The sequence below is a fragment of the Actinoplanes sp. NPDC049265 genome (assembly GCF_043197135.1).
GTDB lineage: Bacteria > Actinomycetota > Actinomycetes > Mycobacteriales > Micromonosporaceae > Actinoplanes.
In genome coordinates, this window is sequence record NZ_JBICSP010000007.1 from 115,031 (window position 1) to 138,686 (window position 23,656).

The window sequence follows — 23,656 nt, forward strand, 5'->3', positions numbered from 1 at the left end:
CCTTCGCCCGCCGGCCCGTGTGGCCCGGCTTCCCCGTGTGGCGCTGATTGCCACCGGGATGGCGCGATCGGCCACCGACAGCGGCCGGTCCGGCTCCTAGGTTGGACGCATGTCCTGGTCGGAAGCTGACATCCCGGATCTGAGTGGTCGCGTCGCGGTGGTCACCGGCGCCGCCCGTGGCCTCGGACGCGCCACGGCGACGGCGCTCGCAGCGAAGGGAGCGCACGTCATCATGGCCGTCCGCGACCCCGCCGCCATCGCCGCACCCAACGGCGCCGAGATCGTCCGGCTCGACCTGGGCTCGCTGGCATCGGTCGAGCGGGCCGCCGGCCGGATCCTGGACCGGCACTCCCGGCTGGACCTGCTGATCAACAATGCCGGTGTGATGGCAGTGCCCGAGGGCCGGACCGCCGACGGGTTCGAGACCCAGTTCGGCGTCAACCACCTGGGCCACTGGGCGCTGACCGCCCGGCTGCTTCCGGCGCTGGTGCGCACCCCGCATGCCCGGGTGGTCACCGCGACCAGCAACGCCCAGCACGGTGGCCGGCCGCTCACCGCCACCCCACCGGCCCGGTACGACCGCTTCCGCGCGTACGACGACTCCAAGCTGGCCAACCGGCACTTCGCCCAGGGTCTGGACCGCCGGTTCCGCGCGGCCGGCCTCGCCGCGCGGTCGCTGGCGGCCCATCCCGGGGCGACCGGCACCGGGCTGGCCGCGCACCTGACCGGCCGGGGGCTCCGCGACGGGTTGCTGCCCCGGTTCGCCGCCCGGGTCGGCATGCCGCCGGAACGCGGGGCGCTGAGCCAGCTGCGGGCGGCCACCGATCCGCGGGCCGAGGGCGGGACCATGTACGGGCCACGCTGGTTCATGGTCGGGCCGCCGGTGGCCCGCCGCCTGTTCCGCCCCGGCGCCGGCCCCGCGATCGAGGCCCTGTGGGCGACCTCCCGGGAGCTGACCGGGCTCGACATCGACGTCGCCGCGGCGGTTGCCCGCACGTGACCGCCGGCCTGTACACGTTCACGTCCGCGACCAGCGCCACGCTGGCCGATCTGGGGCTGGCCGCCGGGCCGGTGCTGCGGGCGGCCGGGCTGCCCGGGGATCTGTTCCTGGATCCGCGGATCAGCCTGACCGCGGAGCAGTTCTACCGGTGCTGGACGGCCGCCGAGGAGATCACCGGCGACTCCGCGCTGGGTGCGACGCTGGCCGCGCGTCTGACCGCCGAAACGTTCCAGCCGCCGGTGTTCGCCGCGTTGTGCAGCCCCGATCTGCGGCACGCGGCCGAGCGGCTGGCGGTCTACAAGCGGTTGATGGGCCCGCAGCGGCTGGTCGTCGGCGCCGGCGACGACGGGTTGCGGGTGACCACCGAGATGCCGCCGGCGCCGGTGCCACCGCGGAGTCTGGTCGCGTACGAGCTGACTTTCTGGGTGGCGCTGGCACGGCTGGGCACCCGGACCCGGGTCGTCCCGGCCCGGGTGACCATGCCCGATCCGCCGGCCGCCGAGGCGTACCGGGAATTTCTCGGGGTTCGTATCGACCGTGGCCCGTCGGTGGCGGTGACGTTCACGACGCTGGACGCGCGGCGCCCGTTCCTGACCGCGAACGCGCCGATGTGGGAGTTCTTCGACGCCGACCTGCGCCGTCGCCTGGCTGGGCTGGACCGGGCGCGGACCACCGCCGCCCGGGTTCGAGCCGTGTTGCTCGAACTTCTCCCGGCCGGGCAGGGCACCACCGCGCACGTGTCCCGCCGGCTGGCGATCAGCGCCCGGACCCTGCAACGCCGGCTGGCGGGCGAGGGCACCACGTTCCAGGCCGTCCTCGGGAGCACCCGGCAGCGGCTGGCCCGGCACTATCTCGCCCGGCCCGAGGTTTCCGTCACCGAGATCGCACTGCTGCTGGGGTACGACGAACCGAGCTCGTTCTACCGGGCCTTTCACCAGTGGTCGGGAACCACGCCGCAGCAGGCCCGCGAAGCAAGACATTGACGTACATCACTGCGTTGGGGTTTGATGACCTGACATCGATGTCAGGAGCGCCGCATGCTGCACGGTCTGGTCGCCCTCGTCCTCGCCGCCACCGGTCTCGCCGCCCCGGCCCCCGCCGCCGCCCCGGTCAAGGTCATGCCGCTGGGCGCCTCCATCACCTGGGGCAGCAACTCCAGCGACGGCAACGGATACCGCGAGGAACTCCGCAAACACCTGGCCGACGCCGGCGTCGCCATCGACTACGTCGGCTCCCAGCAATCCGGCACCATGGCCGACAAGAACAACGAGGGCCATCCCGGCTGGCGCATCGACGAGATCGCGGCGAGCGTCGACGGCTGGCTGGCCACCTATCAGCCCGACGTGGTGCTGATCAACATCGGGACCAACGACACCATCCAGAACTACGACCTGCCCGGCGCGCCCGCCCGCATGCGCGCCCTGATCCAGCGCATCGTGGCCGCCCGCCCCGGCATCGCGGTCGTCTTCTCCACCCTGGTGCCGTCCCGCGACGCCGGCAACAACACCGAGGTCCAGCAGTTCAACGCCGCCCTGCCGGCGATCGCCCGGGACGAGACGGCGGCCGGCCACCGCGTCTGGCTAGCCGACCTGAACAGCTCGCTGACCATCGACGACATCGGCGCCGACGGCATCCACCCGACCGACGCCGGGTACGTGAAACTGGCCAACATCTGGCACGCGGCGCTGCGGCCGGTCCTGGGCGCGGGCGTGGCGTGGCCGCTGTTCCGCACCGCCTTCGACCCGGCGTCCCCGCCGGTCACCTGGACCGACACCGTGCAGGGCGCGCTCAACGTGAGCGGCTACTGCTGCGGCCTGACCTCGATGGAGTCCGGGCGCCGGGCGGAAACGGCGCACAGCGACACGTACGCGCTGATGTTCTCGGGCAACGACACCAGCGCCACCCAGTCGTACTCGTACAACCGGGTCTTCGACGTCCACATCCCGATCGAGTCGGCGACCACCCTGACCTACTGGATCTATCCCCAGCAGGCCAACGCGACCTCGGTCGCCCTCGACCTGTCCCTGACCGACGGCCGCAGCCTGCGCGACTCCGGCGCCGTCGACCAGTACGGCACCCGGGCCCACCCCCAGTTCCAGGGCGAGGGCGGCCACCTGGTCCTCAACCAGTGGAACCAGATCCGCGTACGGCTGACCCCGCTGCAGGGCGGCGTGATCGACCAGATCCGGATCGGCTACGACCAGCCCCGCAACACCGGTCTGTTCCGCGGCTACGTCGACGACATCCAGCTCGTCACCGGCTGACCTCGGCCAGCCGCTCGGTCGCCACGCACGAGATCAGGCACCGTTCCTTGCGGTCGCCGAGCAGCTGCGCGGTCCAGGTGGTGAGCCCGCCGTCGCCGAGATCGACGGTACGGCCGTCGACCTGGACGCGCAGCCCGAGAGCCAGGCCGGTGTAGTAGCCGTACCCTCGCCGCCGGTCCGGGTCCTCGACCATCGGCACCGCGACCCTCTCCCGGAGCTGTTCGACCAGGCCCCGATCGCCGAACGGTGTGACGGTGACCCAGGCGCCGGCGGGAAGCGCCCGCTGCCAGAAGCCGAGATGGTCGACGAGCATGTCCGTCTCCGTCCGCGCGCTCGACACCAGGGCGAACAGCCGGAAGTGGGCGCTCTGCCCCGGGCCCGTGGCCTGGGCCCGCAGAACACGATGGCATGCGGCCAGGTCGACCCGGTCGTGCTCGCGGCGGCGCCGGGCCGCCTCGACGGCCAGAGCGTTGCTCGGGTCGCTGAGCACCTCGGTGCCGAGGACCGTGCTGACCACACGATGCTGATCGACCGGCCCCAGCGCGGAACAGGTGCCTAGCGGCGCCACCGGCGACAGTTCCACCCCAGCGAACCGCTCCGGCAGCAGCCGCCACAGCCGGGCCTCGACCTCGGCCAGCCGCCGCGGGTCGCAGGACGATGGGCGCACGAACCGGTCCTCGCCCCACCGCTTGCGCACCCGGGCCGCGGTGACCTTCCGGGCCCGGGTGCGCGCGACCGACATCAGAAGCGTCTGCAGGTCGGTCGGCGCGAGGCCGGTCTCCAACGCCTGCCGCGCCCCCGCATCGAGCGCACCCCAGACCCGGCGTTCGGCCGCGGCGCCCCGCTGTTCGCTCATCCGGCCAGACTGCCAGAACCGCCCCCTTTCCGGGACGTGGCCGGTCTGGCGCCGGCTCGGGTTTGATGGGCTGATGTCCGCGTCGGGAGATGTCACGTGCCGCCAGGTCTGATCGCCCTCATCCTCGCCCTCGCCGGCCTGGTCGCGCCGGCCCCCGCCGCCGCCGATCCGGTCAAGGTCATGCCGCTGGGCGCCTCCATCACCTGGGGCAGCAACTCCAGCGACGGCAACGGATACCGCGAGGAACTCCGCAAACGCATGGCCGGCGCCGGCGTCACGATCGACTACGTCGGCTCCCAGCGCTCCGGCGCGATGGCCGACAAGGACAACGAGGGCCACCCCGGCTGGCGCATCGACCAGATCTCGACCGAGGTCGACGGCTGGCTGGCCACCTACCGGCCCGACGTGGTGCTGATCAACATCGGCACGAACGACACCATCCAGAACCACGACCTGCCCGGCGCGCCCGGCCGGATGCGCGCCCTGATCCAGCGCATCGTGGCCGCCCGCCCCGGCGTCAAGGTGGTCGTCTCGACGCTGGTGCCGTCCCGTGATGCCGGCAACAACGCCCGGGTCCGGGAGTTCAACGCCGCCCTGCCCGCGATCGCCCGGGACGAGCGGGCGGCCGGCCACCGCGTCTATCTGGCCGACCTGTTCAGCTCCCTGACCGTCGACGACATCGGCGCCGACGGCATCCACCCGACCGACGGGGGCTACCGCAAGATGGCCGACGTCTGGTTCGCGACCCTGCGGCGCGGACGTTAAGCCTGCGTCATACACGTTTCGCCGGGGCGGGATCCGGTCATTGGCGGGGCCATGTCGACCGACAACACCTGGCTCGAGAAGCTGACCCGCGCGGGCTTCATCGGGTACGGCATCGTGCATCTGCTGTTCGCGTACGTGGTCGTGCGCATCGCCCTGGGCCGCCCGGCCGCCGACGGGGACCAGTCCGGCGCGATGCAGAAGCTGGCCGAGTCGCCGTTCGGGGCGGCGCTGATCGTGGTGATCGTGATCGGGCTGGCCGCGATGGCGTTGTGGCAGGTGCTGGAGATCTTCGAGCCTCGGCGGCCGTGGGAGCGGGTGGCGTCGGCGGGCCGGGCCGCGTTCTACCTCTACCTGGGCTGGAACGGGGTGAAGGTGCTGCGCGGCAAGCCGGCGTCCAGCGCCGACACCCAGCAGAACGCGGCCGAGGGCCTGCTGGGCTCCGATCTCGGGCGGTTCGCGGTGCTCGCGGCCGGGGTGGTGGTCGCCGGGATCGGGGTCGGGCTGGCGGTCGCGGGCCTGACCAAGCGCTTCGAGCGGCACCTGCGGGTCAGCCGGATGAGCCGGGCGACACGCGATCTGCTGCGCCGGCTCGGCGAGGTGGGTTTCACGACCAAGGGCATCGCGTACGGGATCGCCGGCGCCCTCTTCATCGTCGCCGCGGTCCAGTACGACCCGGACAAGGCCCGCGGCCTGGACGCGGCGCTGCGCACGCTGGCCGCCGAGACCTACGGCACGTGGCTCCTGCTGCTGGTCGCGCTCGGCTTCCTGGCCTACGGCCTGTTCTCAATGGCCGAGGCGCGGTACCGCAAGATCTGAGCGCTCGGCCGGCCCCGGACGTGCTCGCCGCGCCGCGCCGGGTGATGCGTGTTTGTGCTCAGAGCGCTCTGAGCACAAGCACGCATCACCGCAGGATCTGAGCAACGGCCTCGCGCAGCAGGGCCCGCCGTCGCTCATGGGTGGCGGCCGGTTCGTCGGCGGCGGCCGCGTACATGCCACCGAACGGTGACCACGTCGAGGCCAGCGAGAACACCATGAGCAGCAGGTCGGCCGGGTCGCCGGGGCGGATCCGGCCGGCCGTCTGCGCCTCGGCGACGGCCTTGATCTTGGGCGCGAGCTCGGCCTCGCTGAGCAGGAACCCGACCGGCCGTTGTTCCAGCCGGGCCCATGCCATCAGCCGGAACAGTTCCCGGTTGCGCAGGTGGGCGTCGTACAGCGTGACGGCCCAGCCGGGCAGGTCGCCGGCGTCGAACGGGACCTGCTCCCCCCGCTCGCGCATGTCGGCCAGCACCGCCCCGAACAGGCCCTCTTTACTGCCGAAGTAGCCGTACACCTGGGCCTTGTTGGTGCGCGCGGCGGCGGTGATCCGGTCGACGCGGGCGCCGGCGATGCCGCGTTCGGCGAACTCCTCGCGCGCCGCGTCGAGGATGCGCCGGCTGGTGGCGGCGCCCCGGGCGGTGGTGGGCAGGTCGGGCACGTCACTCAGCCTAGCAAACCGACGAGTTGGTCTGTTACGGTCCGACAGACCGAATAGTTTGTTTGGGAGGCTTCCATGCGCACCACCACCGCCTGGCAGAGCACCGGCACCGGCGCCTCGCTGCAGCGCGCCACCATCGAGCGGCGTGAGCTGCGGGCCGACGATCTCGCCGTACGCGTCGACTTCTGCGGCGTCTGCCACAGCGACCTGCACGCGCTCAACGGCATGGTCGGCAAGCCCGTCGCCGGCCTGGTCCCGGGGCACGAGTTCACCGGCACGGTCACCGCGATCGGGCCGGCCGTGACCGGTTTCGCGCCCGGTGACCGGGTCGCCGTCGGCACCATCGTCGACTCCTGCGGCCGCTGCCCGATGTGCGCGATCGGCCAGGAGAACTTCTGCCACGAGCGGGCGGTCAGCACCTACGGCGGCGTCGACCGGGTCGACGGCACGATGACCCTGGGCGGCTACAGCCGGGAGTACGTGCTGCGCGAGGCGTTCACCTACCGGTTGCCGGCCGGGCTCGACCCGGCCGCCGCCGCGCCGCTGATGTGTGCCGGGGTCACCATGTGGGAGCCGATGCGCTCGGCCGGCGTCGGTGCCGGCACCAGGGTCGCCGTGGCCGGGCTGGGCGGGCTCGGGCACCTCGGGGTCAAGCTCGCGGCCGCGCTGGGGGCCGAGGTGACGGTGCTCAGCCGTACGCCCGGCAAGGCCGCCGACGCCCGCGCGCTCGGCGCCGCCGACGTGGTCATCACCACCGACGACACGCAGCTCAAGGCGGCGGCGGGCCGGTTCGACCTGATCCTCGACACGATCGCCGCGCCGCACGACTTCTCGCCGCTGATCGCCCTGCTCGGCTTCGAGGGCACGCTCAGCGTGCTGGGGGTGCCGCTGGAGGCGCCCGTACGCATCATGGACCTGGTCTTCGGCCGCAAGAAGCTGACCTCCTCGGGTGTCGGCGGCCGCAAGCACACCGCCGAGCTGCTGGCCTTCGCGGCCGAGCACGACATCACCGCCGACGTCGAGCGGGTCCCGTCGGCGCAGGTCGACGAGGCGCTGGCCCGGCTGGCGAAGGGCGACGTCCGCTACCGCTTCGTCCTCGATCTGTCCGACCTGGACTGAACGCGTCGGTCGCCCCACCGAAAGTGGTGGTCCTGGGCGGTTTCCGGGGCCCGGATACCGCTCAGGGCTACCACTTTCAGGAGAGGGGCAGGCGGACGGTCACGGTGGTGCCGACGCGTTCGGTCGAGTCGACCGTGATCGTGCCGCCGTGGTTGTCGATGATCGTGCGGACGATGGCCAGGCCCAGACCCGTACCCGGAATGGCCTGGTGGATCGCGTTGCTGGCGCGGAAGAACCGGGCGAACAGCGCCTGCTGCTCGGCCTCGGGAATCCCCATGCCGGTGTCGGCCACGGCCAGCAGGATCTCGTCGCCGTCCCGCGCCGCGCGCACCGTGACCGTGCCCTCCGGCGGCGTGAACTTCACCGCGTTGCTCAGCAGGTTGATCAGCACCCGGTCGATCTGCTCCGGGTCGGCGCGCAGGTCGAGCGGGCTCGGCAACTCGGTATGCAGCCGCACCGACGCCTTGGCCGCGGCCGGCGCGACCGCCGCCAGCGCGGTCTCGACCAGCGCGGCCAGGTCGGCGTCGCGCTTGCTGATCCGGAACGCGCCCGACTCGATCTTGGACAGGATCAGCATGTCCTCGATCAGCTCGCGCAGCCGCCGGGCGTTGCGCGAGATCACCTCGAGCATCCGCCGCTGCGGGTCGCTCAGCTCGCCCGCCTCCGCGTCCAGCATCAGCTCCAGATAGCCGGAAATGCTGGTCAGCGGGGTACGCAACTCGTGCGACACGGTCGACATGAAGTCGGTCTTGGCCGTGTCGAGCTCCTGCAGCCGCGCGACCAGATGCTGCTCGTGCTCGTAGAGCCGGGCGTGGTGCACGCCGCGTCCCAGATCGGTCGCGACCACCTCGGTCAGCCGCGTCTCGACCGGCGACCACGGCGGCGGACCGTCCCGCATCAGCGTCAGCGCGCCGATGCACTCGTCCCCGCCACTGACCGCGACCGTGAGGACGGGCCCGTCCCCGGCCGCCCGCCACGCGTTCTTCTCCTGCTCGGTCGGGCGGACGTCGCCGGCCGGGGCCGGGTCGTCCGTCGCCCACACGTCGCCGCTGCGCAGCCAGGTGATGTCGCAGGCGGCCAGCTCTTCGAGAGGACCGCCGGGCCGGTGTTCGTCGTGCAGGCTTACGGCCGGGGGTACGCCGTTCACGGCCATCCGCACCAGGACGTGATCGGCACCGAGCGTGGCCGCCAGACCGTACACCGCCTCCCGGATGGCGTCGTCGACGACCAGGTGCCCGCGGATCCGGTAGCCCAGCTCGCGCACGGCGGTCCGCAGCCGGGCCACGTCCTGGTCGGCGGTGCGCGCCCGGTCGGCCTCGTCGGCCCGGATGTTGACCGCCTCGGCCACCGCCCGGATCTCCAGCGGCCCGGCCCCCGGGTCGGCGCGGGCGTCGTGGTCGCCACCGCGCTGCCGGTCGAGCACCTCGACGAGCCGGCCGAGCGGTGCGGTGATGCGCCGGCGGGTACGCACGGCGGTGACCGTCGCCAGCACGGTGGCGATCACGGTGAGTGCCGCCACCGCCGTCACGGTCAGCCGTTCGAGAGTGGCCGACCGGTCCTGCAGGCTCGCCGCCCGGGCCGCCAGCGACTCGTCCAGGTCCTGGTTGGCCGCGGCGAATGCCTGGAACAGCGGCTTGCCCTCGTTGACGTACTCGACCGCCACGTCGCTCCGGGGTGGCGCCTGCCGTTGCCGCTCGGCCACCGCCCACCACTGGTCGGCCGGCCTGAGCTGGGCGGCGACCGGTCCCTGCTCCCGGTCGGTGACCAGGTGTTCGACCTGGGCCACGGCCAGGCCGTAGTCACTGCGGGCGATGTAGTAGCCGTCCAGCAGCTGCCCGTCCCCCGTCAGCAGGTAGCCGCGCAGGCTGCGCTGGGCGTCGGCCAGGACGCCGCGCAGGTGCGCATTGGCGATCTGGAGCGGCTGGACGTGCGTGCTGAGCTGGTCGACCACCCGGTGCTGGACCAGCACGGTGACCATCTCGGCCAGCCCGGCGCCGAGAATCAGCAGGGTGAGCAGCCCGAACGCCCGGCCGAGCAGCCACCGGACCGACCCGTCGCCGCGCATGCCGCGCCCGGTCAGGCCCGGGTTCGGCTGAGCAGGGCCTGGATCCGGGAGACCAGCTCGCGCGGGCTGAACGGCTTGGTCACGTAGTCGTCGGCGCCGGCGCTGAACCCGCCCTCGACGTCCTGCTCCTGGACCCGGGCGGTGAGCATGATGATCAGGATGCCGGCGGTGGCCGGGTCGGCGCGCAGCATCCGGCACACGTCGATACCCGACAAACCGGGCATGGAGACGTCGAGGACGGCGAGCGTGGGCTGCCGTACCCGGGCCTGTTCCAGCGCGGCCTGCCCGTCCTCGACCGGGATCACCTCGAGTCCGGCCTGCTCGAGCTTGAACGACACGAGGTCGCGAATGTCGGCGTCATCGTCGGCGACCAGCACCACCGTCACGGTTGTCCCCCGGTTCTCCCGCAGACGCTACCTTTCGCGACAATATCCGGTTAATTCGGTTACGGCCGGGGTTCGCCGCAACGGCATGGCAACCCGCGCGCAGCGGCGCTGCATCCGTCGGCCGGTCTTCTTGAACCCAGACGCCGACCAGCCACCGCCCGGCAGGAGGAACCGATGACCGCACTGCTCGACGACGCCGTCCGCACCGAAGCGCTGTTCGCCTCGGACCTGCAGCGCTCCCAGCGCCCGACGTCCGAGTCGGTCCGCTCGGCCGTGATCGCCGCCCTCGAGCGCCTGGGCGCCGGCGGCTGCGCCGAGCTGGTCGCGCAGGAGTTCGGCGAGCACCCGGACTGCGCCCTCGGCCGCATGCAGTGGGCCCGCCACGCGATCCGCGACGCCTTCCCGAACCCGTCGCCCGCGCGCTGATGCGTATTCGTGCTCAGAGCGCTCTGAGCACGAATACGCATCACCCCGGCGACGCGTGAGTCGGGTGGGACGAGCGTCGGCCGGACGGCCGATTGAATACGCACCGTGACGACAGGCAGGATCCCGCCCCGGTGACGTTACCGTACGTAAGTGTCGAATCATCGCGGCCGGGGGCGGGGCCGATACCGCCTCCGGCCCCGGCATCGACAGCCGGTCCGCGCCGCCACGGTCTTCGCCTTCTGCGCCACGCTCAGTCTGCTCAGCCTCGCCCTGATCGGCGCCCGGCTCGTCCAGGCCCAGGTGCACCGCCCGGTCGCGATATTCCAGCAGAGCCGGTCGGCCGCCGTGACCATGCCGAAGGCGTACACCCCGGAACACGGAACCGCCCGCGAACAGCGACAGCACCGCAAACAGCGCCCACCCACCGTGCTCGGCCGGCTCGACCAGGCCGGAATGACGCGCTACTGCGTCGCCACGACCGGCCCCCTCACCACCGCCGAGTTCCAGGATGGCAGGTGGATGTGCAAACCCTTCCTCGGCACCGCGGTCAAGGCCGACGTCACCGCGGCCTGCCGGCTGATCTTCGACGACGCGAAGGCCGTGGCCAGGGACGGGCGCTGCGTGAAGTAGCATCTGCGGCATGCACGCGCGATTGAGCATGTGGTGGCCCGCCCGACCGGCGGCCCACCCACCCCGCGTGTAACCAGACACCCGCGGCCGCCTCCCCGAGGCGGCCGTCGTGCGTTAGTGGCCCGTCCCGGGGAATCAACCCGAGAAGAGGACCGAATGCCACCGTACGCACTGCTGCACCGCGACGGCGCCGACCATGTCGAGGTGCTGACCGGGCACCTCGTCACCGTCGCCACGCTCGCCGAGATCCCGCTGGACGAGCACCACGAGACGCTCGCGCTGATCCCCTACCGGCAGATCAGCGAGCGCGGTTTCGACTGCGACGACGACCACGCGCCGCTGGAGTGCCTGGTCGTCACCGGGCGCGAACGCCGGCCGCTGAGCGCCTATCCGCCGGGCGACGTGAACGTGACCGGCGGCGCGTTCGACCTCGACGACGACGCGTACGCCGAGATCGTCACCGAGGTGCTGCGCGACGAGATCGGCCGCGGCGAGGGCTCGAACTTCGTCATCCACCGCGTGTACGAGGCCACGATGGACGGCGATCCGGTGCGGGCGTTCGGCCGGCTGTTGCACGGCGAGCGGGGCGCCTACTGGACGTTCCTGGTGCACACCGGCACCCGTACCCTCGTCGGCGCCTCCCCCGAGCGGCACGTGAGTGTGGCCGACGGACTGACCATGATGAACCCGATCAGCGGCACGTTCCGGCACAATTCGGGCGGCGATCTGCTCGACTTCCTCCGCGACCCCAAGGAGGTGGAGGAGCTGATGATGGTGCTGGACGAGGAACTCAAGATGATGGCCGTCGTGGCCGAGCACGGCGGGCAGGTCGTCGGCCCGTACCTCAAGCCGATGGCCCATCTCACCCACACCGAGTATCTGCTGGCCGGGCGTGGTTCGCTGGACGTGCGCGAGGTGTTGCGCGAGACGATGTTCGCGCCGACGGTCACCGGCAGCCCGATCGAGAACGCCTGCCGGGTGATCGCGCGGCACGAGCGGCGCGGTCGCGGCTACTACGGCGGGGTGCTGGCGCTGCTCGGGCACGACGAGGCGGGCCGGCAGACGCTGGACGCGCCGATTCTGATCCGTACGGCCGAGATCTCGCCCGAGGGCGCGCTGCGGGTGCCGGTGGGCGCGACGCTGGTCCGGCACTCGACCCCGGCCGGCGAGGTCGCCGAGACCCACACCAAGGCCGCTGGGATTCTGGCCGCTCTGGGCGTCCGGCCGCCGGCCTCGCCGTCCGGTCCGCCCCCCGCGACCGACACCCCTGAGGTACGCCGTGAGCTGGCCGCCCGCAACACCGGCCTGGCCCGCTTCTGGCTGGACGAGCGGACGGCCTTCACCGGCACGCCGACCGGGCGCTCGGTGGCGATCGTGGACGCCGAGGACACCTTCACGGCCATGCTGGCGCACCAGCTGCGCTCGATGGGACTGGACGTGTCCGTCACCCCGTACCACCGCATGGGTCTGATCTCGGCCGACCTGGTGATCGTCGGCCCGGGACCGGGCGACCCGGGCGACCTCCGCGACCCGAAGATGTCCTACCTGCGCGGCCTGATCACCGGCCTGCTGGCCGCCGGCCGCTCGGTGCTGGGGGTCTGCCTCGGCCACCAGATCCTGTCCGGGTTGCTCGGCCTCGAACTGCACCGCCGCGACGCCCCCTACCAGGGCGTGGCCAAGGACATCGACCTGTTCGGCACGCCGCGCCGGGTCGGCTTCTACTCCAGCTTCACCGCCCGTTCGGGCCAGGACCGGCTGCTCACGCCGTACGGCCCGGTGGAGATCGCCCGCGACCGGGCCGACGGCAGCGTGCACGCCCTGCGCGGCCCGGGTTTCGCCGGCGTGCAGTTCCACCCGGAATCGGTCCTCAGCCGGGACGGCATCGCCGTCCTCACCGATTTGCTGCCCTCATTGTCCGGCCGCGTGATTAGTCCGGCGCACAGCGGGTAGCGAAAGGAGGGTCGGTGGTTCAAGCGGATCGAGAGCCTCCTCTTGGACCACCGACCCTCTCTCACTGATTGACCAGCAGTTCGCCGCGTGGGTGCATGGTGTGCAGGACCGAGGTGCCGATCCGGATCGTGGTGATCAGGCCGGCGTCGCGCAGGACCGAGGCGTGGTGGCTGGCCGTGGCCGGGGAGATGCCCAGGCGGCGGGCCAGTTCGGTGGTGGTGCAGCCGTCGGCCGTCGCCTCCAGGATGGCCGCGCGGGTGCGCCCGATCAGCGCGGCCAGCGGGCTGTCGGTGCCGCGGCGGGCCGGCGCCAGGCGTACCTGGTCGGGGTCGATCGGATAGACCAGCACCGTCGGCAGGTCGGGGTCGCGCAGCACGGTCGGGTGTTGCCGGCAGAAGAACGACGGGATCAGGCGCAGGCCGCGCCCGTCGAGCCGGATGTCGCGGTGGATGTTGAAGCCGTGCAGTTCGAGGACCGGGCGGCGCCAGCGCACGTCCGGGTGCAGACCGCTGAACAGTGCTTCCAGGCCACCGCCGGCGACCTCCTTGGCGTGCGAGACGCGGGTGGCGCCGACGGCGGCGCGGATCTGCATCCAGTACGGCTGCAGCGCCGTCTCGTAATACCGTTCGATGGTGCCGGTCAGCTCCCGCACCGCGGCCTTCTCCCCGGCGGCCAGGGCCTTGAACCGGCCGCCGAGGTGCGGCTGATGGGCCGACAGCACGGACAGATCGCGCCGGAACGTCGTGGTCGTGGTGTGCCGGATCGCGTCCAGCCCGGCCTGGAGCCCTCCGGCGCCGACGTCCGGCGTCAGGAAGTCCGGGGAGTAGCCCTTGGGCGGGGCCAGCGCGAGCAGCGGGCGCATGCTGGGATCGAGTTGCCGTCCGACCCGGGCCCGCCAGGCCGCGAACATCGGCGGCGCCTGCCGTTCCTGCAGCAGGTGCAGGCTGAGCAGGGTCTCCCACAGCGGGTCGGGTTCATCGGAAAGGCGGATCCGGGCGAGATCTTCCTCCGTGAAGTGGATGCGCAGCATCCGTCCACTGTGTTGGGTCCGAGTTCCCCACACAACCACCTGGACTGTCAGCTTCCGAACAATCCGGGCGTTTTCGATCAGGGTCGAATGGTGTTGCGTTCGGTGGGCATAGGTTCAACTCATGGAATATCGACTGCTGGGGCGCAGCGGCTGCGCCGTTTCCGCCCACTGCATGGGCACCATGACGTTCGGCAACGAGTCCGACGAAAAGGTCTCACACGCCCAGCTCGACCTGTTCGTGGAGCAGGGCGGCACGTTCGTGGACACCGCGGACGTCTACTCCAAGGGCGAGTCGGAGCGGATCATCGGCCACTGGTTCGCGTCGCGCCCGGCCGAGGTGACCGAGCGGATCGTGCTGGCCACCAAGGGCCGGTTCGCGATGGCCGGCGACCCGAACGGGCTGGGCCTGTCCACCCGCCACCTGACCCGGGCGCTGGACGCGTCGCTGACCCGCCTCGGCGTGGACGCGATCGACCTCTACCAGGCGCACGCGTGGGATCCGCTGACCCCGATCGACGAGACCCTGCGGGCGATGGACTCGTTCGTACGGGCCGGCAAGATCCGCTACTACGGTTTCTCCAACTTCACCGGCTGGCAGCTGACCAAGGCGGTGGCCCGGGCCCGCGAGCTCGGGCTGGCCGCCCCGGTGAGCCTGCAGCCGCAGTACAGCCTGCTGGTGCGCGAGATCGAGTGGGAGATCGTGCCGGCCGCTCAGGACGCCGGGCTGGGGATGCTGCCGTGGAGCCCGCTGGGCGGCGGCTGGCTGACCGGCAAGTACACCCGTGACCAGCGGCCGAGCGGCGACACCAGGCTGGGCGACAACCCGCGGCGGGGCATGGAGGCGTACGACCGCCGCGGCACCGACCGCACCTGGGCCGTCGTCGACGCGGTGCAGCGGGTCGCCGAGGGCCGCGGCGTCTCGATGGCCGAGGTGGCCCTGTCCTGGGTGATCGACCGCCCCGGGGTGACCTCGACGATCCTCGGCGCGCGCACGGTCGACCAGCTGGCCACCAATCTGAGCGCCGCCGGCCTGCACCTGACCGACGCCGAGACGGCCGTCCTGGACGAGGCGAGCGACCTGCACGCCCCGGACTACCCGTACGGCGAACTGGGCGTCGACCAGCGCGACCGCGCGCTCAGCTGACGCCCACCGGCGGTGGTGGAGGTGCAGGACCCGGCGCGGCGGCGCTGGTTCGGCGATGCGTATTCGTGCTCAGAACGCTCTGAGCACAAATACGCATCTGCCGGCTCGATCAGGACGCTGCCACGCCCGCCGCCCGTCCTTCGTGGAGGGTCACGTTGCGGCCGTCCTTGGGGTCGAACAGGTGGATCTTGTCGAGGTTCATCCACACCTTCAGCGAGGAACCGTCACGCACGCGGGACTCGGCCGACAGCCGGGTCACCAGGCCGGCCTGGTTCTGGGCGGGCAGGTCGGCGCCGCCCGCGTCGGCGGCCAGGTCGGCCAGGTCGGCCGCGGTCGCCGCCCCGCCCTCGACGTTGAAGTAGACGTACTTGTCGGAGCCCATCGACTCCACCAGATCCACGGGCGCCGTGAACTCGTACCCGTGGGATCTCTGGCGATCCTCGACCAGCGCCGCGTCCTCGAAGTGCTCGGGGCGGATGCCCAGCACCAGCTCGCGCGGCGCGTCCCCGGCGGCCAGCATGCGCTGCAGACGGGAACCCAGCGGCAGGTCACCCAACGCCGTTTTCAGAGAGCCGCCGGCCACGGTCGCGGGCAGGAAGTTCATCGACGGCGAGCCGATGAAGCCGGCCACGAACAGGTTGGTCGGGTGGTCGTACAACGTCTGCGGGTCGCCGACCTGCTGGATGCGCCCGCCCCGCATGACCACCACCCGGTCGCCCAGGGTCATCGCCTCGGTCTGGTCGTGGGTGACGTACACGGTGGTCGTGTTGAGCTGCTTCTGCAGCCGCGACACCTGGGTGCGCATCTGCACCCGCAGCTTGGCGTCCAGGTTGGACAGCGGCTCGTCCATCAGGAACACCTTGGGGCTGCGGACGATGGCCCGGCCCATGGCCACCCGCTGCCGCTGCCCGCCGGAGAGGTTGGCCGGCCGGCGGTCGAGGTACTCGGTCAGGTCGAGGACCTTGGCCGCGTCGCCGACCTTCTTGTCGATCTCGGCCTTGGGGAGTTTGGCCAGTTTCAGCGGGAAGGCCATGTTCTCCCGCACTGTCATGTTCGGGTAGAGCGCGTACGACTGGAACACCATCGCGATGTCCCGGTCCTTGGGCGCCTTGTCGTTGACCCGTTCGCCGCCGATGCGCAGTTCGCCGGAGGTGATGTCCTCCAGGCCGGCGATCATGTTGAGGGTGGTGGACTTCCCACAGCCGGACGGGCCGACCAGGATGAGGAACTCGCCGTCGGCGATCTCCAGGTCGATGCCGTGCACGGCGGTGGTGCCGTCGGGGTAACTCTTGGTCACCTTGTCGAGAACGATGTCAGCCATGGATTCACCTAGCCCTTGACCGCGCCGGACGTGAGCCCGGCGACGATGCGCTTCTGGAAGAACAGCACGAACAGGATGATCGGGATCGTGATGACCACCGCGGCGGCCGAGATGGCTCCGGTCGGGTCCTCGAACTGCGACGCGCCGGTGAAGAACGACAGCGCCACCGGGACCGTGCGGGACTGCTCGGTCGAGGTCAGCGAGATGGCGAACAGGAAGTCGTTCCAGCAGAAGATGAAGACCAGGATCGCGGTGGTGAAGACGCCGGGCGCGGCCAGTGGGGCGATCACCTTGCGGAAGGCCTCGCCCTGGGTGGCGCCGTCCATCTTGGCCGCCTTCTCCAGGTCCCATGGGATCTGCTTGAAGAACGCCGACAGCGTGTAGATGGCCAGCGGCAGCGCGAACGTGATGTACGGGAGGATCAGTCCCGGCCAGGTGTCGAAGAGGCCGGTCCGCCGTTCGATGTCGAACAGCGGGGACACCAGCGACACCTGCGGGAACATGGCGATCAGCAGCGAGACGCCGACGAGCAGGCTCTTGCCCGGGAAGTCGAGGCGGCTGATCGCGTACGCGGCCATCGTGCCGAGCACCACCGCGATGAAGGTGGAGATCAGCGCGATGCCGATCGAGTTGACCAGCGCGCGGACGAACTGATCGGTCTGGAAGATGAGCTTGTAGTTGTCCAGCGTCCACTCGCGGGGGATGAAATTGCCGTCGGTCAAGGTCGCGGTAGTCTTGAAGGACAAGGACATGACCCACAGCACGGGTACGAGCGCGAAGACGACCACGACGGCGTCGAGCAGGCCCCAGCGCAGTTTGGCGTTCATCAGCGCCTCCCGTCGTCGCTGCTGCCGGGGGCGGCCGTGCCGAAGAGCTTCACGAACACGAACGCGATGATCGCGACGGTCAGGAAGATCAGCACCGACATGGTCGACCCGATGCCGAGGTTCAGACCCTTGATCAGGTTGTTGTACGCGATCATCGACACCGAGGACGTCTCGTTGGCCCCGGCGGTCAGCACGTAGATGTTGTCGAAGACGCGGAGGGCGTCAAGCGTACGGAACAGCAGCGCGACCAGGATCGCGGGTTTCATCACCGGCAGCATCACGCTGGTGAACCGCTGCCAGCCGCTGGCACCGTCCATCGACGCGGCCTTGAGCAGGTCCTCGGGCACCAGGGCGAGGCCGGCCATCAGCAGCAGGGCCATGAACGGCGTGGTCTTCCAGATCTCGGCCACGATGATGATGGCCAGCGCCGAGGCCCGTTCGGTCAGCGGCGCGCCGTCGCTGAACAGGTTGGCCAGGTAACCGGTGTCCGGGGTCCAGGCGTAGCGCCAGCTGAACGCGGCGACGACGGTGACGATGCCGTACGGGATCAGCGCCGAGGTCCGCACCAGCCCGCGCCCGACGATGGTCCGGTGCATGATCAGCGCCAGGCCCATGCCGAGCACCAGTTCGACCGCCACCGACACCACCGTGATCAGCATGGTCACGCCGAACGCGGTCCACCAGTAGCCGTTGGTCAGCACCGTCGCGTAGTTCTCGAACCAGACGAACTGCCGCTCGTCGGGAAACTTCAGGTCGTAGCGCTGCAACGACAGCCAGAACGAGTAGAGGATCGGGTACGCGGTGACGGCGACCATCACGATGGCGGCCGGTGCGCACAGCAGCCAGCCGAGCCTCCGTTCCTGCCGCTTGCCCTCGCTGAGGGCCGGCTTCTGCGTCTTCTCTGTTCTCTCTTTCAGCAGGGTCACGGCAGCACTCCCTTGGAGTCGATGGCGTCCTGGATCGACTTCCTCAGGTCCGCGGCGGTCCGTTCCGGGTCGATCTGCGACGGCGGCGAGAGCTGGGCGGCGACCACGGTCGAGAGATTCTGGTACGCCGGGGTACGCGGCCTCGGCGCCGCGTTCTTCAGCTCGTCGAGCAGGGCCGCCTTCATCGGGTAGGCCTTGAGCATGTCCGGCCGGTCGTACACTCGCTCGATGCTCGGCGCCTGACCGGCGTTGACGGCCAGATATTCCTGGCTGTCCGGGCCACGCAGGCACCGGATCGCCGCGAAGGCCAGGTCGGGGTGCTTGCTGTACGCGCTGACGGCCATGTTCGAGCCGCCGATGGTGGTGACGCTGGGCGTGTTCGCGTCGATGCCCGGGTAGCGGGCCCAGGCGACGTTCTTCAGCAGATCGGGGGCGTCGCCCTGCATGGACGCGTACACGTAGGGCCAGTTGACCTGGAACGCGCCACCGCCGGACTGGAACGCCAGCCGTACGTCGTCCTCGATCGCGTTGCTGAACGACGCGCTGGTGACACCCGAGGTAGCCAGCTTCTTCATCACCTCGAGGGCCTTGACGGTGCCGGCATCCATCACCGCCTTCTTGCCGTCGTCGCTGACCACGTGCCCGCCGGCGCTGGCGACCAGGCTGTTGAACAGCACGACCAGGCCCTCGTACTGCGCGCCCATGGTCAGGATCTGGTACGGGTTCTTGCCCTGCTGCTTGAGCTGCTGGGCCTGCTGGATCATCTCGTCCCAGGTTGTGGGCGGGGTGGGCACCAGGTCTTTGCGGTACCAGAGCAGCTGGACGTTGGTGTTGTTGGGCGCGGCATAGAGCTTGCCGTCGTACTGGGCCGACGCGAGCGGACCGGGCAGCGTGCCGTTCTCCACCTCGGTCTTGTCGGCGCCGGTGAACTCCTTGATCCAGTCGGCGCTGGCGAACTCCTGGGTCCAGGTGACGTCCATGCCGAGGATGTCCATGCTGTCGTCGTTGGCGGCCAGCCGGCGCACCATCTGCACGCGCTGGTCGTCGGCCTGGCGGGGCAGCACCTGATAGACGATGCGGTACTTGCCCGCCGCCTCCTGATTGCACCGGTCGACGACGGTTTGGAAGTTCTCGACGGGGAACTGATAGAGGTTGAGGACGGGTGTGCCGCCGTCCTCGTCGGATCCGCACGCGGCCAGCGGCGCCAGCAGTGCGAGAGCGGCGCCGGCCGCGAGGACCCGGGCGCGATGCCGGTGTAGGTCAGCCATTGACCCTCCATCCGTGCCTGTGGGGCGTTTCGTAGCTGTCCCGTGCCCCTACGTCACCGTTCACAAACGCGTAACGCATCGTTGACCTTGAACGGACCTAGGATGAGTTCATGCAGGTTGACCTACTACTTCGACCCGCTCCGCGGCCGGCATCGACGGTTTGCCGACGCGGGGTAGGTGGGTATCCGGCCAGCATGGTCGAACCGCAGGTCACGCTGGACCCTCAGTCACTCAGCCCGGTCGAGCGGAAACTGCGCGGTCCGCTCGAGGATCAGCTCACGTCGGCGCTGGCCACGGCGGCCGACAAGATTTCGGAAAGGTACGCCGGGCAGAATGTCGCCCAGCTGACCGAGCTGTTGCTGACCGAGACGCGTACCCATCTGCACCCGGACATCGCCGCGGGCTTCCGACCGGACCAGGCCGAGCTGCGCCGGGTGGCCGAAGCGATCATCGCCCGCGCGCGCTGACCATCCGGAAGAGGTCGGGAGAACCGATGGACCACGACTCGACCTACCGTTACGCCGAACGTATCCTGCACGAGGTCGCCGTGCAGCGGATGAGCCCCGCCGGCTGGCGCCGTTACGAGGCCGCCGTCCTGGGCATGCAGCTGGCCGTCGACACGGCGTCGTGGGAGGAACTCCGCGCGACCGCCGACTTCCTGGCCACCCTGCGCATCCCCCATCAGAAGGCCTACGCCGACCCCGGCCGCACCGAGCAGCCGCCACGCCTGCACGCCGCCACCATGCGCCTGGCCCAGGCCCTGGCCCAGCTCGTCGCCGACCGCCGCTAGCGTCACCCGCCCCAGGCCGTCCAGCGCCGCACGGAGATCTCCACGAACGGGCCCGGCGGCAGTGTCACGCGGTATTGCGGATACTTCGCGACCAGGGCGTCGAGCCCGTCCGGCGATTCGGCGAGCACCCGGGCGACGCCGTCGGCCCGCACCCACCACAGCGTCGTCCAGTCGTCGGCGTAGTGGTCGGCCAGCACGCTCACCCGCGGCTCGGCCGCGATGTTGGCCAGCCGCCGGAGGCCGCGGTGCCGCTTGGGCTTGGCGTCCACGGCACTGTGGATGGTCTCCCCGACCAGAGCGAAGACGATGGGTACGAGGTGAGGAGCACCATCGGCACCGACGGTGGCGAGCCGCGCGACCGGCGCCGCCGCGAACCGCTCGGCCGGCGTCACGACCCGGTCAGCTCGCCGATCGCCCGCTCCCAGTTCTCCAGGGCCGGCTCGACCACACTCCACGGCCCCGACGGCAGCCAGGCCAGCGCCCGGTCCACGCCGATCGCGTCGAGCCGCTCGAGCGCCTTGGGGTCGGGCGGCACCGAGATCACCTGGATCTGCGGCGGCGGTCCGACAGCATCGTGCGTGGGAAAGTATCCGACCCCGAATTCCATGGTCTCGACTCTAGATCCACGGGGCGGACCGTGCCCCGGCGTCCCGGCCGGAGCACGGCTTTCGTCCAGGTCAGTGCCGGACGAGTTGGAACACCAGCACAGCGACCGTCAGGGCGAGCGAGGCGGACACGAGAGCCGCCACCCGGAGGGCCGAGAACATCATCCGGAGCATGGACCAGAAGTCACCGACGATGTTCTTGAGTGCCTGAAGCGCGAAACCCATCAACATGATGACGACCGCGACGGCGATGGCGCTGAGCAGATCGCCGGACGCGCCGGCGGCCGCGACGGATGCCTGGTCGTGATTTCCTATCGGCAAGAAGGGGTCTACCGTAAACATGATGCAGGCCTTCCCTGGCCAAAGGTGAGTCTGCTACCGGACGCCTCCCGGGGCCCTACCCCTGGGGGCGTCCATTTTGTGCATCGCGATTGATGCTGCGGGGGCTCGGCAAGCCGGCGGGCACCAGGGGGCGAGGTGGTCCGCGTTCCCGCTCGGCGGTTACCGCCATAACCGTCACCCCCAAGGCACGTTCAGAGGTTCAACAACCTCAGCTTAAGCTTCAGTTTTTGGCTGAAGTAGAGCGCGGCCGATGCATCGTTGTCGGATCGCGTTCACTCATTCACTCACCGATGATGAGTACCTGGACGTGCGCCAGGGCATCCAGAGTCCGTCCAGCTGAACTTCACTGAAGTTCGCTCGACACAGGACGGCCGGACCGTTCACCGGCCGAGGTGTCACGCTCGGGCGGTGGCGCGGGCCATGACCTCGTAGGACTCGCCCTCGGCACCCAGGCGCCCGAGACCATCCACCGTCCGGTAGCCCAGGGCCTGATACAGCCGGCGCGCGCGCTCGTTCGCGTGGTCCACGCCGATGAGCACACGATCGAAGCCCCGCTCGGCCAGCAGCGCCTCGGCCCGCTGGACAAGTCTGGTGCCGATCCCCCGGCACCGGTACCGCTCGTCGACCCGGAGGCAGAACATGAGCGGGACGTCCGGCGCCAGCCGGCGTACCTGGTCCTCGTCGGCTCCGGACCAGGAGACGATCACGTACCCGACGATGCGCGGGCCGATCACGGCGATGACGGCGCCGCCGGTCTCCCGATCCTTGAGCCGGGCGCCGAAGTCCGCCCGGTCCTTGAGGCTCATCGTCCCGAAGACCCCGTGGACATCGTTGTCATCGGCAGGACGGACCTCAGCCGGCTGATCGCTACGCACGGCGCACTCTAAACCTGGGACGACTCATTGGTCCACTGTGCTGGGACACGCCGCACGATCAGGGGAAAGGTTTCTCCCATCGAGTGATTGCCGCGGTCCACGACCGAGGCGGCGAGCGTCCAGCGCGCCCACAACAACGGCGCTGAGCAGGGCAAACGATATTCATTCACGGTCCTCGGATCAGATTCCAAATTCGACAAGCCATCAGCATAATGCGCGGATTGCCGCCGGCCCCGGCGCCCGCCGATCTGTACAAATAACGTCCATTTGCTATTACGCTATTCGAATTTCGGCGACCGGCAGCCCGTTCATTGATTTTCACTGAATGATCCAAAGGCGCGCAATCGGCCACGAACCCAGATACGCCTAGTGCTGGAACCACTCCGGACGGTAGCCTTCAGGGGAGGGCTGAACATTCACTGCCGTTCACTGAAATCCAGATCTTGGCCGGAACTTCCTGGACATGGCCTGGAAGCCGGCCGGATGGGACGGAGTCCAGCGGTGTCCGGAACATCCTCGCTCGCCGAGCATCTCCGCGGCCTCCGCACGTCGGCCAATCTCACCCAGCGCGGGCTGGGCGAAATTCTCGGGGTCAGCGTCTCGCTCATCTCGGCCTGGGAAAGCGGAACCATTCCACCGGAGCGCCGCCTGGACGCCTACGCCCGCCTCTTCGCCGATTTCCCGAACGGCCCGCTGCGACTCACCGACCTCGACCGGTCGGACGCCGACAACAGCCCCGGATACGACTCGCTCCGGCTCACCCTGTTCGCCCTGCAGGCGCCGCCGGCCGGCGAGGGCCCGCCCAGTCCTCTCCGTTTCCCGCCGGGCCAGCGGATCACGGTGGTCTGCTCGACGCTGCCGGAGCACAAGTTGCGGGCCTTCGGAAACGTCGACGTCAGCGACGCCGACCACATCGACGCGTACCGGCTCGCCGACCTCGATGCCCTGCTGGCCCTTCTGCCGGCGATCGGCGCCGAGAACCCGCAAAGCCGGATCATCGTGGGCACCGCCGACGAGCTGAGCCCCGACGACCGGGCGGAACATCTCATCTCGCTCGGCGGCGTCGACTGGAACCCGGTGACCGCCGCGCTGCTGTCCCACATCCCCGATCTGCCGATCCGGCAGCTGGAGCGCGACCTCGACCAAGACACCGGCGGTTTCCTGGTCGACGACGGCGGCGCGGCCCGGCAGCTGTTCCCCCGGGTCGAGCCGCATGGCGACTGGGCGTCGCTGATCGAGGACGTGGCTCATTTCCTCAGGGCACCCAACCCGTTCAACAGCGACCGGACTCTGACCGTCTTCAACGGCATGTACAGCAAGGGCACGCACGGGATCGTCCGGTCACTGACCGACCCGCACGTGCGGGACCGCAACGCCGCGCACATGGCGAAGCGGCTCGCGGGCCGCGACACCTACAGCATCGTCTGCCGCGTCCAGGTCGTCGCCCGCCAGGTCGTCGTTCCGGACTGGACCCAGCCGGGACACTGCCTCCACGAATGGGCGGCGAACTCCGGCCTGTAAGGACTTCAGCACGATTGTTCAGTCCTCACCTGAAGTAGCCTGAGAGCCGAGATCCGACGCCGGCCCAGGCTC

Annotated in this window: 26 protein-coding genes; 13 read left to right on the forward strand and 13 right to left on the reverse strand. The window is 70.4% G+C overall.

Annotated features, from left to right (window positions below; all coding sequences use genetic code 11):
• The first annotated feature begins 109 nt into the window (after nt 1–109).
• From ACGFIO_RS19070 to ACGFIO_RS19080, 3 genes are read left to right on the forward strand one after another with little or no spacing between them, the layout of a single operon-like run.
• A complete protein-coding gene (locus tag ACGFIO_RS19070; RefSeq protein WP_392827582.1) occupies nt 110–1,000 on the forward strand; it encodes an SDR family NAD(P)-dependent oxidoreductase in 891 nt (296 codons plus the stop codon).
• Nucleotides 997–1,983, forward strand: coding sequence for an AraC family transcriptional regulator ligand-binding domain-containing protein (locus ACGFIO_RS19075; RefSeq protein ID WP_392827583.1), 987 nt, complete (start codon nt 997–999; stop codon nt 1,981–1,983). The genes ACGFIO_RS19070 and ACGFIO_RS19075 overlap by 4 nt, the downstream gene beginning before the upstream one ends.
• Nucleotides 1,984–2,037: 54 nt before the next feature.
• Entirely contained in the window at nt 2,038–3,264 is a 1,227-nt protein-coding gene (locus ACGFIO_RS19080) for an SGNH/GDSL hydrolase family protein (RefSeq protein WP_392827584.1), read from the forward strand.
• On the opposite strand, the gene ACGFIO_RS19085 is transcribed toward ACGFIO_RS19080, so the two are convergent.
• Entirely contained in the window at nt 3,254–4,120 is an 867-nt protein-coding gene (locus tag ACGFIO_RS19085; protein ID WP_392827585.1) for a hypothetical protein, read from the reverse strand. The two genes, ACGFIO_RS19080 and ACGFIO_RS19085, sit on opposite strands and share 11 nt — an antisense overlap.
• 96 nt (nt 4,121–4,216) lie before the next feature.
• Here ACGFIO_RS19085 and ACGFIO_RS19090 point away from each other — a divergent pair, with 96 nt between their 5' ends.
• Both ACGFIO_RS19090 and ACGFIO_RS19095 read left to right on the forward strand, forming a co-directional pair.
• A complete protein-coding gene (locus ACGFIO_RS19090) occupies nt 4,217–4,885 on the forward strand; it encodes an SGNH/GDSL hydrolase family protein (protein ID WP_392827586.1) in 669 nt (222 codons plus the stop codon).
• Nucleotides 4,886–4,936: 51 nt separating this feature from the next.
• On the forward strand, nt 4,937–5,701 hold the full coding sequence (locus tag ACGFIO_RS19095; RefSeq protein WP_392827587.1) for a DUF1206 domain-containing protein: 765 nt from the start codon (nt 4,937–4,939) through the stop codon (nt 5,699–5,701).
• Nucleotides 5,702–5,786: 85 nt separating this feature from the next.
• Here ACGFIO_RS19095 and ACGFIO_RS19100 read toward each other — a convergent pair whose 3' ends face one another.
• Nucleotides 5,787–6,359, reverse strand: coding sequence for a TetR family transcriptional regulator (locus tag ACGFIO_RS19100; protein WP_392827588.1), 573 nt, complete (start codon nt 6,357–6,359; stop codon nt 5,787–5,789).
• Nucleotides 6,360–6,434: 75 nt separating this feature from the next.
• Here ACGFIO_RS19100 and ACGFIO_RS19105 point away from each other — a divergent pair, with 75 nt between their 5' ends.
• On the forward strand, nt 6,435–7,478 hold the full coding sequence (locus tag ACGFIO_RS19105) for an NAD(P)-dependent alcohol dehydrogenase (RefSeq protein ID WP_392827589.1): 1,044 nt from the start codon (nt 6,435–6,437) through the stop codon (nt 7,476–7,478).
• Between the two features lie 76 nt (nt 7,479–7,554).
• On the opposite strand, the gene ACGFIO_RS19110 is transcribed toward ACGFIO_RS19105, so the two are convergent.
• Together ACGFIO_RS19110 and ACGFIO_RS19115 are read right to left on the reverse strand one after the other, a co-directional pair.
• Nucleotides 7,555–9,543: an ATP-binding protein gene (locus tag ACGFIO_RS19110; protein ID WP_392827590.1), complete on the reverse strand. Its 1,989-nt coding sequence runs from the start codon at nt 9,541–9,543 to the stop codon at nt 7,555–7,557.
• Between the two features lie 11 nt (nt 9,544–9,554).
• Nucleotides 9,555–9,929, reverse strand: a complete 375-nt coding sequence (locus ACGFIO_RS19115) for a response regulator transcription factor (RefSeq protein WP_392827591.1) — start codon at nt 9,927–9,929, stop codon at nt 9,555–9,557.
• A 174-nt stretch (nt 9,930–10,103) separates the two neighbouring features.
• Here ACGFIO_RS19115 and ACGFIO_RS19120 point away from each other — a divergent pair, with 174 nt between their 5' ends.
• The 3 genes from ACGFIO_RS19120 to ACGFIO_RS19130 all read left to right on the forward strand — a co-directional run bounded on the left by ACGFIO_RS19120 (nt 10,104) and on the right by ACGFIO_RS19130 (nt 12,935).
• Complete coding sequence (locus ACGFIO_RS19120) at nt 10,104–10,355, forward strand: hypothetical protein (protein ID WP_392827592.1); 252 nt, start codon at nt 10,104–10,106, stop codon at nt 10,353–10,355.
• Between the two features lie 150 nt (nt 10,356–10,505).
• Nucleotides 10,506–10,985, forward strand: a complete 480-nt coding sequence (locus tag ACGFIO_RS19125) for a hypothetical protein (RefSeq protein ID WP_392827593.1) — start codon at nt 10,506–10,508, stop codon at nt 10,983–10,985.
• 156 nt (nt 10,986–11,141) lie between these two features.
• Entirely contained in the window at nt 11,142–12,935 is a 1,794-nt protein-coding gene (locus ACGFIO_RS19130) for an anthranilate synthase family protein (protein WP_392827594.1), read from the forward strand.
• 61 nt (nt 12,936–12,996) lie between these two features.
• Here ACGFIO_RS19130 and ACGFIO_RS19135 read toward each other — a convergent pair whose 3' ends face one another.
• The gene (locus ACGFIO_RS19135) at nt 12,997–13,965 is read right to left on the reverse strand and encodes an ArsR/SmtB family transcription factor (RefSeq protein ID WP_392827595.1); all 969 of its coding nucleotides are present in this window, start codon (nt 13,963–13,965) and stop codon (nt 12,997–12,999) included.
• Between the two features lie 121 nt (nt 13,966–14,086).
• Between ACGFIO_RS19135 and ACGFIO_RS19140 the strand changes: the two genes are divergently transcribed.
• Nucleotides 14,087–15,109, forward strand: a complete 1,023-nt coding sequence (locus tag ACGFIO_RS19140; protein ID WP_392827596.1) for an aldo/keto reductase — start codon at nt 14,087–14,089, stop codon at nt 15,107–15,109.
• Between the two features lie 109 nt (nt 15,110–15,218).
• Here the strand turns inward: ACGFIO_RS19140 and ACGFIO_RS19145 are convergent, their stop codons facing one another.
• From ACGFIO_RS19145 to ACGFIO_RS19160, 4 genes are read right to left on the reverse strand one after another with little or no spacing between them, the layout of a single operon-like run.
• Nucleotides 15,219–16,430 (reverse strand): ABC transporter ATP-binding protein, encoded by a 1,212-nt coding sequence (locus tag ACGFIO_RS19145; protein ID WP_392827597.1) that lies wholly within the window; start codon nt 16,428–16,430, stop codon nt 15,219–15,221.
• Nucleotides 16,431–16,438: 8 nt separating this feature from the next.
• The gene (locus ACGFIO_RS19150; RefSeq protein WP_392827598.1) at nt 16,439–17,257 is read right to left on the reverse strand and encodes a carbohydrate ABC transporter permease; all 819 of its coding nucleotides are present in this window, start codon (nt 17,255–17,257) and stop codon (nt 16,439–16,441) included.
• A complete protein-coding gene (locus tag ACGFIO_RS19155; protein ID WP_392827599.1) occupies nt 17,257–18,183 on the reverse strand; it encodes a carbohydrate ABC transporter permease in 927 nt (308 codons plus the stop codon). The genes ACGFIO_RS19150 and ACGFIO_RS19155 overlap by 1 nt, the downstream gene beginning before the upstream one ends.
• Nucleotides 18,180–19,451, reverse strand: coding sequence for an ABC transporter substrate-binding protein (locus ACGFIO_RS19160; protein WP_392827600.1), 1,272 nt, complete (start codon nt 19,449–19,451; stop codon nt 18,180–18,182). The genes ACGFIO_RS19155 and ACGFIO_RS19160 overlap by 4 nt, the downstream gene beginning before the upstream one ends.
• Nucleotides 19,452–19,645: 194 nt before the next feature.
• Between ACGFIO_RS19160 and ACGFIO_RS19165 the strand changes: the two genes are divergently transcribed.
• Nucleotides 19,646–19,918, forward strand: coding sequence for a hypothetical protein (locus ACGFIO_RS19165; protein WP_392827601.1), 273 nt, complete (start codon nt 19,646–19,648; stop codon nt 19,916–19,918).
• Nucleotides 19,919–19,944: 26 nt separating this feature from the next.
• Nucleotides 19,945–20,241 (forward strand): hypothetical protein, encoded by a 297-nt coding sequence (locus ACGFIO_RS19170; protein ID WP_392827602.1) that lies wholly within the window; start codon nt 19,945–19,947, stop codon nt 20,239–20,241.
• Nucleotides 20,242–20,243: 2 nt separating this feature from the next.
• On the opposite strand, the gene ACGFIO_RS19175 is transcribed toward ACGFIO_RS19170, so the two are convergent.
• The 4 genes from ACGFIO_RS19175 to ACGFIO_RS19190 form a co-directional block, all read right to left on the reverse strand.
• Nucleotides 20,244–20,633: a TIGR03668 family PPOX class F420-dependent oxidoreductase gene (locus ACGFIO_RS19175; RefSeq protein WP_392827603.1), complete on the reverse strand. Its 390-nt coding sequence runs from the start codon at nt 20,631–20,633 to the stop codon at nt 20,244–20,246.
• Entirely contained in the window at nt 20,630–20,848 is a 219-nt protein-coding gene (locus tag ACGFIO_RS19180; RefSeq protein WP_392827604.1) for a hypothetical protein, read from the reverse strand. The genes ACGFIO_RS19175 and ACGFIO_RS19180 overlap by 4 nt, the downstream gene beginning before the upstream one ends.
• Nucleotides 20,849–20,918: 70 nt before the next feature.
• A complete protein-coding gene (locus ACGFIO_RS19185; RefSeq protein ID WP_392827605.1) occupies nt 20,919–21,167 on the reverse strand; it encodes a hypothetical protein in 249 nt (82 codons plus the stop codon).
• A 416-nt stretch (nt 21,168–21,583) separates the two neighbouring features.
• Nucleotides 21,584–21,994 (reverse strand): GNAT family N-acetyltransferase, encoded by a 411-nt coding sequence (locus ACGFIO_RS19190; RefSeq protein ID WP_392827606.1) that lies wholly within the window; start codon nt 21,992–21,994, stop codon nt 21,584–21,586.
• A 570-nt stretch (nt 21,995–22,564) separates the two neighbouring features.
• Here ACGFIO_RS19190 and ACGFIO_RS19195 point away from each other — a divergent pair.
• Entirely contained in the window at nt 22,565–23,584 is a 1,020-nt protein-coding gene (locus tag ACGFIO_RS19195) for a helix-turn-helix domain-containing protein (RefSeq protein WP_392827607.1), read from the forward strand.
• Nucleotides 23,585–23,656: the final 72 nt, after the last annotated feature.

Excerpts from the sequence above, each read along its gene's own strand:
- ACGFIO_RS19070 (WP_392827582.1), top strand. The coding sequence starts at position 110 with ATGTCCTGGTCGGAAGCTGACATCCCGGATCTGAGTGGTCGCGTCGCG.
- ACGFIO_RS19080 (WP_392827584.1), top strand. The coding sequence starts at position 2,038 with ATGCTGCACGGTCTGGTCGCCCTCGTCCTCGCCGCCACCGGTCTCGCC.
- ACGFIO_RS19085 (WP_392827585.1), bottom strand. The coding sequence starts at position 4,120 with ATGAGCGAACAGCGGGGCGCCGCGGCCGAACGCCGGGTCTGGGGTGCG.
- ACGFIO_RS19095 (WP_392827587.1), top strand. The coding sequence starts at position 4,937 with ATGTCGACCGACAACACCTGGCTCGAGAAGCTGACCCGCGCGGGCTTC.
- ACGFIO_RS19105 (WP_392827589.1), top strand. The coding sequence starts at position 6,435 with ATGCGCACCACCACCGCCTGGCAGAGCACCGGCACCGGCGCCTCGCTG.
- ACGFIO_RS19110 (WP_392827590.1), bottom strand. The coding sequence starts at position 9,543 with ATGCGCGGCGACGGGTCGGTCCGGTGGCTGCTCGGCCGGGCGTTCGGG.
- ACGFIO_RS19120 (WP_392827592.1), top strand. The coding sequence starts at position 10,104 with ATGACCGCACTGCTCGACGACGCCGTCCGCACCGAAGCGCTGTTCGCC.
- ACGFIO_RS19130 (WP_392827594.1), top strand. The coding sequence starts at position 11,142 with ATGCCACCGTACGCACTGCTGCACCGCGACGGCGCCGACCATGTCGAG.
- ACGFIO_RS19135 (WP_392827595.1), bottom strand. The coding sequence starts at position 13,965 with ATGCTGCGCATCCACTTCACGGAGGAAGATCTCGCCCGGATCCGCCTT.
- ACGFIO_RS19140 (WP_392827596.1), top strand. The coding sequence starts at position 14,087 with ATGGAATATCGACTGCTGGGGCGCAGCGGCTGCGCCGTTTCCGCCCAC.
- ACGFIO_RS19145 (WP_392827597.1), bottom strand. The coding sequence starts at position 16,430 with ATGGCTGACATCGTTCTCGACAAGGTGACCAAGAGTTACCCCGACGGC.
- ACGFIO_RS19150 (WP_392827598.1), bottom strand. The coding sequence starts at position 17,257 with ATGAACGCCAAACTGCGCTGGGGCCTGCTCGACGCCGTCGTGGTCGTC.
- ACGFIO_RS19160 (WP_392827600.1), bottom strand. The coding sequence starts at position 19,451 with ATGGCTGACCTACACCGGCATCGCGCCCGGGTCCTCGCGGCCGGCGCC.
- ACGFIO_RS19165 (WP_392827601.1), top strand. The coding sequence starts at position 19,646 with ATGGTCGAACCGCAGGTCACGCTGGACCCTCAGTCACTCAGCCCGGTC.
- ACGFIO_RS19170 (WP_392827602.1), top strand. The coding sequence starts at position 19,945 with ATGGACCACGACTCGACCTACCGTTACGCCGAACGTATCCTGCACGAG.
- ACGFIO_RS19180 (WP_392827604.1), bottom strand. The coding sequence starts at position 20,848 with ATGGAATTCGGGGTCGGATACTTTCCCACGCACGATGCTGTCGGACCG.
- ACGFIO_RS19190 (WP_392827606.1), bottom strand. The coding sequence starts at position 21,994 with ATGAGCCTCAAGGACCGGGCGGACTTCGGCGCCCGGCTCAAGGATCGG.